This is a genomic window from Vibrio sp. Vb2131 (assembly GCF_033338535.1).
GTDB classification, from domain to species: Bacteria; Pseudomonadota; Gammaproteobacteria; order Enterobacterales; family Vibrionaceae; genus Vibrio; species Vibrio alginolyticus.
In genome coordinates this window covers 167,070-177,862 of the sequence record NZ_JAWOSW010000011.1, presented here as the reverse complement: position 1 = coordinate 177,862, position 10,793 = coordinate 167,070, and the positions used below count along the sequence as shown (strand labels likewise).

The 10,793-nt window shown below is 43.7% G+C and carries 10 protein-coding genes; 3 read left to right on the top strand and 7 right to left on the bottom strand.

Going from position 1 to position 10,793, the window contains the following annotated elements; genetic code table 11:
- The first annotated feature begins 505 nt into the window (after positions 1–505).
- Positions 506–2,377 (top strand): methyl-accepting chemotaxis protein, encoded by a 1,872-nt coding sequence (locus R7E38_RS13670; RefSeq protein WP_025768473.1) that lies wholly within the window; start codon positions 506–508, stop codon positions 2,375–2,377.
- Positions 2,378–2,521: 144 nt separating this feature from the next.
- On the opposite strand, the gene R7E38_RS13665 is transcribed toward R7E38_RS13670, so the two are convergent.
- From R7E38_RS13665 to R7E38_RS13655, 3 genes are all read right to left on the bottom strand, one after another.
- Positions 2,522–2,851, bottom strand: a complete 330-nt coding sequence (locus R7E38_RS13665) for a hypothetical protein (protein WP_206958952.1) — start codon at positions 2,849–2,851, stop codon at positions 2,522–2,524.
- A 232-nt stretch (positions 2,852–3,083) separates the two neighbouring features.
- Positions 3,084–4,241 (bottom strand): amino acid permease, encoded by a 1,158-nt coding sequence (locus R7E38_RS13660; protein ID WP_005375474.1) that lies wholly within the window; start codon positions 4,239–4,241, stop codon positions 3,084–3,086.
- A 723-nt stretch (positions 4,242–4,964) separates the two neighbouring features.
- Complete coding sequence (locus tag R7E38_RS13655) at positions 4,965–5,276, bottom strand: hypothetical protein (protein ID WP_005375472.1); 312 nt, start codon at positions 5,274–5,276, stop codon at positions 4,965–4,967.
- A 141-nt stretch (positions 5,277–5,417) separates the two neighbouring features.
- On the opposite strand from R7E38_RS13655, the gene R7E38_RS13650 reads away from it, so the two are divergent.
- Positions 5,418–5,750 carry a helix-turn-helix transcriptional regulator gene (locus R7E38_RS13650; protein WP_005375470.1) on the top strand — a complete coding sequence of 111 codons (333 nt, stop codon included), beginning with the start codon at positions 5,418–5,420 and terminating at the stop codon, positions 5,748–5,750.
- Between the two features lie 110 nt (positions 5,751–5,860).
- Here the strand turns inward: R7E38_RS13650 and R7E38_RS13645 are convergent, their stop codons facing one another.
- From R7E38_RS13645 to R7E38_RS13635, 3 genes are all read right to left on the bottom strand, one after another.
- Entirely contained in the window at positions 5,861–6,241 is a 381-nt protein-coding gene (locus R7E38_RS13645; RefSeq protein ID WP_318081839.1) for a hypothetical protein, read from the bottom strand.
- A 167-nt stretch (positions 6,242–6,408) separates the two neighbouring features.
- Positions 6,409–6,795 carry a GlcG/HbpS family heme-binding protein gene (locus R7E38_RS13640; protein ID WP_005375465.1) on the bottom strand — a complete coding sequence of 129 codons (387 nt, stop codon included), beginning with the start codon at positions 6,793–6,795 and terminating at the stop codon, positions 6,409–6,411.
- A gap of 9 nt (positions 6,796–6,804) precedes the next feature.
- Entirely contained in the window at positions 6,805–7,773 is a 969-nt protein-coding gene (locus R7E38_RS13635) for an aldo/keto reductase (RefSeq protein WP_033906813.1), read from the bottom strand.
- A 154-nt stretch (positions 7,774–7,927) separates the two neighbouring features.
- Between R7E38_RS13635 and R7E38_RS13630 the strand changes: the two genes are divergently transcribed.
- A complete protein-coding gene (locus tag R7E38_RS13630) occupies positions 7,928–8,803 on the top strand; it encodes a LysR family transcriptional regulator (protein WP_318081838.1) in 876 nt (291 codons plus the stop codon).
- A 9-nt stretch (positions 8,804–8,812) separates the two neighbouring features.
- On the opposite strand, the gene R7E38_RS13625 is transcribed toward R7E38_RS13630, so the two are convergent.
- Positions 8,813–10,570 carry an SgrR family transcriptional regulator gene (locus R7E38_RS13625; protein WP_186585179.1) on the bottom strand — a complete coding sequence of 586 codons (1,758 nt, stop codon included), beginning with the start codon at positions 10,568–10,570 and terminating at the stop codon, positions 8,813–8,815.
- Positions 10,571–10,793: the final 223 nt, after the last annotated feature.

Genomic DNA, 10,793 nt, shown 5'->3' with positions numbered 1-10,793 from the left:
GTTCTTTTAGTTGTTGATTTCATAACACTCTCCAATTTTGGGGGTGGAAAGTGTCAACCTTATTTAGGACGGCACACGTCAATTAACAAAGGCTCCGCATCGTCGGGGCCTTTTTTATACCTAAAACTCCGTCCACATTAGGCTTTTAGTAAAAAGCTCATAATTTACAAAGACAAAACTTAAACAAAAACACCTGTCAGCACCAACAAAATTTTCATCACCTCACCTGTAAAACCAGTTGATACCACTGTTTGTTAAGCAATTCTTTTCATTATGACGATTTCATTAATCGAGCTCGCAAACATGATCACACTCACAAGTTTTAACGTAAACTATCGTTTTGTTTAAATTTAGTTAAAAAAGACGACAAATGAGTTCATGTTTTTGACAAAGATGTCGATAAAAATATAACCAAACACAATAGGTTTCTCTTTATGCCCAATTCGCTCGGTTTAAAAGAGGCGAAAGCAAAGTGGAACCAACCGGGAGAATCAGAGGAAAGCTCATGAAATTCAGACATAAGGTTGTCACAGCCTCTTCATTTTTGCTGCTAATTACCGTGTCGTTATTGTCGACACAACAAGTTATGACCATCCGCTCCCAAACTCAGGAGCAAATCGACTCAAGTGTCAACGAGATATTGACCAGTGTTGGTAACACTGTGCAATCAGAAATGAATGCAAAGAAGGATCTCGCTCGCTCCATTACTGAAGTGATTGAGCTTGACCCCAGTTCACATAGCTATGTTCAAAACATACTTGAAAGACCCACGCCAAAAAGCAGCTTCCTTGCCATCGGTTTTGGTTATGAAAGTAATGGCTTTGTGATTGAAAATGACGACGGCTGGGATGCGGGTCCAGACTACGACCCACGTCAGCGTCCTTGGTTTATTGCAGCTAAGAGCAAAGGCGATTTGGTCGTAACCGATCCGTACGTCGATGCGTCTTCGAAAAACGTTATCATCTCTGTTGGTACGCCAGTAAAAGAAAATGGCCAGTTTTTAGCCGGTATGTTTTATGACCTCGAATTAACTACCCTTTCTGATCTGGTCAACCAAGTGAATCTGTTTGATGCTGGTTACTTATTTCTGATCACCGCTGATGGCACAACCATTGCTCACCCTCAAAGTAAGTATAACGGCGAGAAGGTCGGTAGCTACCTCCCGCAAATCGAACTTACGCAATCAGCACAACATGTTGAGATTGATGGCAACCGCTACATGGTTAACCTGACTCACATTCCTGGCGAGAACTGGTATGTAGGTTCGGTGATCGATGAAGCTGTTGCCTATTCTGCCGTAGGAGAGCTTCGTAACAACGCTATTATTTATTCAATCATTGCCGTGATTGCATCTATTATCGCCCTAACTCTGTTGATTCGCACTCTCATGCGTCCTTTGGACACGCTAAACAATGCGATTAAAGATGTAGCATCAGGGAAAGGCGACCTTACACAACGCCTCGAAACAGATACTGACCAAGAGTTTTCTGAGCTTGCCACAAACTTCAATACGTTCATGGAGAACTTACAACAGCAAATCATTGAGTCGAAACGTATTTCTGATCAAATTTTAAACGGAACTCAAATCACCGCTGAGGGCGCAAAAGACTCGGCAGGCGCAATTCACACGCAGCTGCAAGAGCTAGAACAACTTGCTACCGCGATGCATGAGATGTCTGTCACCGCGACAGAGGTTGCTAATAATGCGCAAGGTGCGGCAAGTGCAGCCAAAGAAGCCGACCAAGCAACGGTTGAGGGGTCTTCTATCGTTGGTGAATCGACACAAACGATAAACATGCTTTCCGATAGCATTGACCTTGCAGTCGAAGAAGTACAAGTGTTGGAATCTGCTACCGCCAATATCGAAACGATTCTAAAAGTCATCAACGATATTGCGGACCAAACAAACTTACTCGCGTTGAATGCCGCAATCGAGGCTGCACGTGCGGGAGAATCTGGCCGAGGCTTCGCCGTTGTTGCAGATGAAGTACGTACACTGGCACAACGTACTCAAGAGTCGACAACAGAGATTCGTACTATGATTGAGCAACTACAATCTGGCGCTTCATCTGTGGCAAATGCCATGCATCAAAGCAAAGGTAGTGCTATAGAGGCCGTTGAAAAAGCGGGTTTAGCAAATAGTGCGTTACAACGCATTCGTGACGCGATTCAGCGTATTTCCGATATGAACTTGCAAATTGCCTCAGCAGCTGAAGAGCAAAGCCTTGTCGCTGAAGAGATCAACAACAATACGGTGAATATTAAAGACCTATCGACTCAAGTCGCCGAATCGGCAAATCGAACCAACGACGCGATGCAGGCGCAACAAGAAGATGTACATAAACAAGATCAAATCTTAAATAGATTTACTGTCTAACACTCATCTAAGCAAAAACAGCGAGCATCGGCTCGCTGTTTTTGTTTTTAACCCTCTACCCTAGTATTGGTCGATGTTACGTGTGCCATGTTGGTGCTTTTAAGCTCAACATTACAAGAACGCCGACTATGTGTCCTTTCAAGTTTAATTGAACTCGACATGGATATAGCGATCCTTAAAACGGCGATAATAACGGTCGTCCACTTTTAGATAAGTGAAATCTCCAATCTTTATGTAGGTACTATTCCGAGGAATTCGGTCATGGTAATAGTAACTGCGCCTTGGTCGTCGGTTCTCAACATAAATAACGTCACGATGTTTGTGTTTATGCTTGTGTTTATGATGGTGGTGATGCGCATGATGGTGATCGTACCGATGTCGATGCTTATGCTTCGGGTCAGCCACCGCTTCTGTACTCAACACACCTAAAGACAACATAACGCCAACCATGGCAAAAGATAATTGCTTTGACACAACAGAGCCTCTTATTCATATCAACATCGATATAATAGAAGGGTGAATCACTGTACATGTCAGCCTTTCGCTAAGGAGTTTTACTAAAAAGTCAGCGCTAACCGTGATTATCAGAGAAACGTCAAACATCACAAATGCTGATGACTTCGAGTGGCCTGGGTTCGGCTATGAATACAAAAAAGCCGCCCGTTTGACTACGAGCGGCTCAGTTTTTAAATAAGCTAGCGTGATTTTATACTGCTTGGGCAAACAGCAAGAAACAGCCGAATAGGAAGATCATGCTCATTCCCATTGCGCCGCCACCAGCTTCATAAATATTGTCATCTTCTACCGGCACTCGGCGCACTTTCATGGTCATTGATAATGGGACAAAGACCGCGAGAAACACAAGAATAATCCCCGCGTAGCTGAGAATAGCTAGGAAGTGTTCTGGCGCAAATACAGCACCTAATAGTGGTAGCACAAAAGTAGTAACAAAAATCACTGGCTTACTTGCTTTCAGTAGGTCTGCATTTTGATCGTATAGCGCCATTGCAACACCTAAGAACGACGTTAGTAGTGCCAAACCAGTAAACATGGATAGGATGAACTCTAAGCCCTCGTATTGCTGACCTAGTACCGAGATCAACTCTGTTACGTTGGAGTATTGAACAAGCTCATGAGGTGGTAGGTTGCCGACAACCGCTAACAACCATAATAGGTAACAAACAAGCGGAATAGTTGAGCCCACGATAATCATATTACGCAGCTGTGTTTTACTCGCTTCTTTGTTGTAAGTTACAAGCGATGGGATCACGACCATAAAACCGAAACTGGTGAAAAGCACCGAACTGGTTTTGATAAGTGCCATTTTATCGTCGCTCACAACCTCATCAAGTCCTTCAAACGAGACGCTTGGTGCAAGCGCAAAAAGTGTCAGGATCAGCGCTACGATCATGCCTAGGAACAAACCGCGATTCAGCTTATCTACTACCCCTGTACCTGCCGAAACAATGATACCAACTAAAAGAGTAAAACCGACTTGGCTTGAGATCGTAGATGTTGGAAGCCCAATTGAGGCTGTTACTTTTTGTACCAGATCACCCGCACCAATGATGTAAGCCATTAATAGACAAACTAACAGGGCGTAAAGCAAGCTGTTGGTTACTAACTGACCTCCTTTACCAAGCGTTTCGCGAGCAATTGCATTCATGCTCACACCACCACCTACTTTGCAACTGGCTTCAAGAAGGAGCAGCGCAGCATAAGTCGTTCCAGCCCAGATGAACAACATAAGAAGAGTGCCCCAAAGGAGGCCAAATTGAGCAAGCACCATTGGTATAGCAAGCATACCAGCGCCAAGAGCAGTACCTGCAACGATCAGGGAGCTGCCGACAAGTTTTAGGTTCACGGTTAATACCTCTAAATTCAATCCGTTAATTTCTCGCCAGTTGTGCTTTATCTAAAGCACACAACAAAACGCTCCGACTTAGTCAAAATTTGGTTACAAGAGCACTATGTTACAAGAGCCCTGTATGGCTAAGAAAACACGCAACAAAAGGTGGTTAATCATTTGTACATGAACACTTGAGAGTCGTTTTTGGCGATGTCATCGTTGATGAAATGTGCGCAACTTTGGGTTCGAAGCAAAATTGTTCATCTTAATTCATCAACCCCATTCGTTATGAATGGATTTGGTTCGAAAAGATTGTAAGGCATAAGCAGGACGATTGAAAAGCAAAAGGTCAATCTTATAGCGATATATTTTAACAACTCTTATCTTTTACCTAAGATGTGTTGTTTTTTTCGTCACTAATTAGTCTTTTATCGCTTAAAGAGAAGGAAGAACGTGCTCAATGGCTCAATTTGGCTGGGTGTACAGATTAATTTACAGTTTAAGTGAAGGTGTTAGATTCCAAGGACGTAGCCTAGATCGGACAATATCGCTATTATTCGCTGCGTACCGACACTGTTCGGTTCACATACCTCTAAACACTGATTTACGGTTCGAAAATATAGGTAAATGAGTGTCCGAATGCTGGGTGTGGTTCCCCAGCATTTGCATCCTTTCTTTTAGATGTCATCAATTGATCGAAATTGCGTAAATCTTGTATCGCCCGACTTTACGACTGTGTTAATACGCTTTATCTAGCGCGCCAATGATATAAGTTAACACTGGAATACCCATATCGGCGACCTGCTTCTCAGTCTCACTCATGTTTTCATGCGCCATCCGCAGCTCTACTTCACTTATCGATTCTTTGTGAAGGTAAAGCTCTTTGTAGTTCATCAATCGCTGTTGTGACTGTTGAATCAGTGTCACAACATTCTCTTTAGTCTCACGATGTTGCTGATCAATTTCACTAAATAAATGATCTAAAATGCGTTGCATTTTGCGAATAGAAGCTTTCGTTTCTATTGATTTGTATGATTGATACTTTTCCATTGAGTTAATAACTGACTAAAATATTTACGTTTTTATAAGACAGTTATTTTTATACTGATTGCAAAGCAGGTAAATATGTGGTGGTTAAACTGGTCCACTTCTTGCTCCGTTTAGGTCAAAACTGTCCTTTCAGGAGAGCACATGCAGGTAGACCCTATAATTCAAGCACTGATCGCAAGACGAAAATCGAATGGCCTCTCCCGTGAGCAAATGGCAAACATCGCTGGAATGAGCGTAAAAACATATCAAAGGATCGAGCGCGGAGAGTCCGATCTTAAACTCTCACAATATCGTGCCATATTGCGTTCGCTTCATTTGACTGACCTAGATATTGCCTTAGATGTACGTGATGTTCAGCATGTCACAGCAAATGACTTAACGGCCGTGGCGCGATTGCTCTCACCGGAAGCTCAGTCCCTGCTCGTTCGCCTGTTATCGTTAATCCTTGAACAAAAGAACAAGAAAGGTGATTAACCACATTACTCATACCCAAACGTGAATGTCCTGTTGAGCGTTGAAACATGAATCGTTTAGACAAAAATAAAACTCGTCAAATGACGAGTTTTATTCTTTATATCAGTCCGTTACTCTAGGCTTTTTAATTCCGATGTATCAACGCCTTTTATTGCATCTTTCGCCACTTTATCAGGCTCAAAGACATCACGTTCTTCATACGAATTATCAATCATGCCTTGTCCTATCGCGGTCGCCTGCTTTTGTAACTTGTTACCCTCTACCTCACCAGCATCCCAGCCTTGTCGATAATCTGAGTCGGTTTGATACCTTGTTTCGTCCTTAATATAGTGTTCAAAATCATTCCCTGCCTCTTGCATACCACTATGCCGACCGTCATGAAAGCCTTGGATATAAGCTTCATCATAACCGCTCTCTTTTAACGCGCTGTCACTCGTACCACAGCCTGAGAGGAGAACAAAAAATAGCGAAACGAATACCTTATGAAACATATTTAGGCCTCAAAGCTTTCAAATAAATTAATCATAGTTCGCGATTTCAACTTCTGCTTACTTCAGGCTATTAGATAGCACTGTGACTCGACGAAGCCTGTGAACTTGAGTCCCTACAGTGGGTACAAAGCGGGACAAAGCATCACACCTACTGATAAACATTATACTCAACGCGCGTTTAATACTTCCATCGCAAGTGCTTCATCATCTTGCTCAGCCAAACCACTGATACCAATTGCACCGACGACTTTCCCCTCTTGTTCTACAGGTACACCACCCATAAAGCCTGTGATCTTCGGGTCAGTCCAATAACTCAACTGCTTACCCGTCTCACGAGCCCAAGCACCCAGATTGCCGCTAGGCTGACGGTCTCTAGCCGAGGTGTAAGCTTTGTTATGTGCCAACAAACCTGCTTGCACACTCACATCATCCATTCGGGCAAAACCGAGCAATTCTCCATGTGTATCAACCACGGCAACCGCAATGTTCTGCTTGCGAGCAGTCGCAATTTCCAATGCCGTTTGAATCAGAGTTTGAACTTGTACGTATTTCATTTTTCTCTCCTACGGGATCTCATGACCAAGGGTTTTCTCGAACAAGCCATACCAATGGCTACGTGATAGCGTGACGTTCTCTACTTGAGCACAAGCGCGAATACGCTGTGGGTTTGCAGTACCAATAACAGGCTGAATTTGGTTTGGGTGACGCGTTAGGAAGGCTAAAACAATCGCCTCAGACGACACGCCATATTCAGCTGCTAGCGCCATCACCATCTCCGCCGTCTGTCTGGTGTTGTGATCATCAGAATGTAAACCACGCTCTGAGAATCTTCCTTGCGCCATACTGCCCCACGCTTGCAGTTGGATATTATGCTTACGGGCATGTTCCAGTGTTCCCGCAACGTAGTCAGATTCCGACGAAGGAAGCCCCATGCCTTGCTTAATAAAGTCAGACTTAGCCAGACTCATTTCCAACTGGTTCGCCACAACAACTTCGCCCGTTGCTTGTTGAAGAAGGTCAATTTGAGCACTGTTCATGTTAGAAACACCGAAGTGGTTAACTTTGCCAGCTTGTTTCAGGGCTTTTAGCGTTGTGCCCAGTTCTTCAAATTCAACCAAAGGATCAGGACGATGCAGCATCAAAACATCAAGATTTTCCACGCCAAGGCGTTCAAGAATGCCCTCAACAGAAGCCGTCACCCATTTGGCAGAGAAGTCATACTGCTTAACACCTTGCTCATCTCCTAGACGGATGCCGCACTTTGATTGCAGATACATTCGTTCTCGTAAGGTTGAGTCATTGGCTAAGATGCGCCCAAACACTTCTTCAGCCTTACCGAATTTGTAGATATCCGCATGATCAAAGAGATTGATGCCAACCTCTAATGCTGCCTCTACAGCGGCATAAGCTTGGTTTTCATCTTGGGCGGTTAATGGGTTGCGATTCCACTCCCCTCCAAGTCCCATACAGCCGAAGACCAAGCGGCTAACGTTAGGTAAGGTTTTGGCGAGCGGTAGTGTTGGATTGTTCATCGTTATTCTCACTTTTCCGATTTCTGCATCTTCAATTTCTTAAATTAACTCGAACCATCTTACCGTTCGTAAAAATTAGTTTAATACCGTAAAATCGAATTCATTATCCTCGCTACCGAACAATTAAAGCGAACAATAAAGACGAGCAATCAAGATGGCAGATTATAAGAGAATCGAAAAACTGATGCTGTTTGCTGAAGTGGCTCAAACACTTAACTTTTCTAGGGCAGCGGAGCAACTTGGCATTTCTAAAAGTTACCTGCCGGAACAAATCAAGCGCTTGGAATCGGAACTCGCAACGCCTTTGATTGTTCGAACCACACGCAGCGTGAGATTGACGGCAGAAGGTGAATCGATCTTTGCACAAGCGGAAGATCTCAAACGCCGCGTAATGGAAATGGAAAAGAGTTTAAGTCAGCGATCTGAACAAATAGACGGTCTGATTCGTCTTACCGCTCGCAAGATGTTTGCTGAAGCGGTGCTGCATGATTTGTGCGTAGCGTTTCGCGCTTTACATCCAAACGTAGAGTTCGAGATCCTTTCTAGCTATCAAGCGTTTAATCTGACAGAAACCAGCGTTGATTTTGCGTTTCGAGCGACAAGAACGCCGCCAGAGAATATGATTGCTCATCACCTTTTGGACTACCACCACTGGCTGGTTGCCTCTCCTCAGTATCTGCAAGAAGAAGGTACGCCGGAGACATTAGATGATTTACAAGAGCATCAATGCTTAACCACATTGCATCAAAAAGAGTGGCCGTTAAAAACGGGAACAGTTCAAACCCAAGGTTGGCTTTCAAGCAATGAAAACCGCTTACTCAAAGAATCAGCCCTGTCTGGCAATGGCATTGCTCGGTTAGCAAGTTACTTTGTCGAACAAGACGTTGAGCACTGCCGTCTAGTGCAGGTTCTATCGGAAGAAACCGACCACCGGCACAACGCGGTTTACTTGGTGTACCCACAACTTATCTATCAATCGGCGAAAACCAGAGCCTTCATTGAATTTGTGAAGCAGCACTTTGCTCAATAACTAAAGTAGTTAATCCGCTGACCACACCGAGCGAATATCTGGCCAACCCCAGTTAGTAAGAGCGACGTCTTCTAAAACACCTTGGAAACGCAAAGTTTGTGTATGGTGGAACATGGGTGCAATCCAGTATTCGCTGATCAACGTCGATGCAATTGGCTCCAATGCATTAAGGTAGTCCTCAAGTGGAACGAAAGATCTGACTCTCTGTAGTTGTTCATCCAACCATTGTGCGTTCTTTTCTCCCAAAGTGTGGAATAGCACAGCGTTGCTGAAGAAGTTCGTGAACGCTGAGGCATGACGATTATCATCTAGGTTTATGTTCGTCACGACCATCGTCTCATTTAGCTCACCATTCTTAGCTTTCTCGTTCAGCTCACGATAGGAATACATAACAATTTCTACTTTACTGCCAACACTCGCCAAACGATTAGAAATAGCCCGCGCACAGCGACGCAACGCGGTATAGTTATATCCTGCTATCGTAATGTGTTTAGGTAACTTAAGCGGCTCACTAAACGGACGGAGCACTGGCTTCCAACCTGGTAGCAGGTTATAAGCGGGTATACTCCCAAATACAATATTCTCGCGGCGCATCACTTCGGCCAAGTGCTCAGGTTGAATTAGCTCACTAATATAACGGCGCTGCGCTAAAGAGAGTTTGTGCTTAGCGTGCTGATTAAATAAGGCGAATAAGCAACCATCTTCTATTCGACTACGCTTGCTCGCCGATGAGTTTTCTCGGTTTTGCGTCGACATATAGTGTCCACACAAATCCTCCTCGGGCGAAGCATCCCTTTGCAACGTATTTGCTGCCAATGACGGGTTCTCCATTTGCTCGTCATTAACAATCCAGATAGTCACCAAATCCGTTAGAACTCTACATGCATAGTAACCATTAAATGCTTGCAGTTTTAAACGACTTTCATTGTGCTCGACAACAGAGAATGGGCCACTTCCGACCACCAGCTTGTTATTCGCTACGTTAACTTGGCTTACTGGTTGAATGCCGTATTTCACTCCAGAAATAAGTCCAGCAAAGCCCAAGTCAGCTCGATTAAGCTTAAAAACAACTTTCAATGGCGTTGGCGCAGTAATGTTAGCAACATGTGCCAACTCTTTTTCGTAATACTGTAGTGAACTCAACTTTGCAAACAAGCTAACCACTGTTTCTGCATCAATGGAATTACCATTATGAAAAGTCAGACCTGGACGAAGGTAGAAAGTCCATTCGTAGGTGTCTTCGTCATAACGCCAGTGATGTGCGAGTTCTGGTTGCACTTTCCCATTGTGATCACTCGAAACTAAGCAACAATAGATTTGCCTTAATAAGAAACGTTCGCTGCTACGCTGAAGTTGATGTGGAACGACGCGCTCAAACATTCGCTTATAGGTTAATTGAATATTGAGCTGTCCTTCTTGCACAGAAGCACCAGACGTTGTTTTTAACAAACGGCCAAATGCCATTTCGTCTTCATCTAATATCGCCAGTGCTTTTTCATACTTGCCTAACTTGATACGTTCAAGAGCCAAGCTCTCTTTTAAAACGTCTAACTCCATATTCAGAATAAGAGTCGATCGTTGGTTCCGCCCAGCTTTCGGGTGCCAGCTCAACCACGCCTTCTGCTGCATCTGCGTTAGCAGGCTACGAGCATGCCGAGAAGAAGTGAACATGATGTCGGCAATGTCCTGTAACGTGGTTTTTGTTTCATCACCAACGCTAAACGAGAGTAATCGTTGGTAATAGCGAAACAAATTGAGATCAGACACTGAATCAACCTTAGATCTGTGAAGTTTGTGGATAGGAATAGTTTACTTAAGTTGGCGGTAATAAAATAAGAAAACTTCCTAATTATCTGTTCCCCTTTTCCACAATTAACCTCCAAATTCGGCTTTAAAGCCCCATATATTTACGTTATTAGGAAAAAAGCCAACAAAAGCACTCTCTTTTTTATATCCCCTTTTATACACATAATTTACTCGTCAGCTAAAG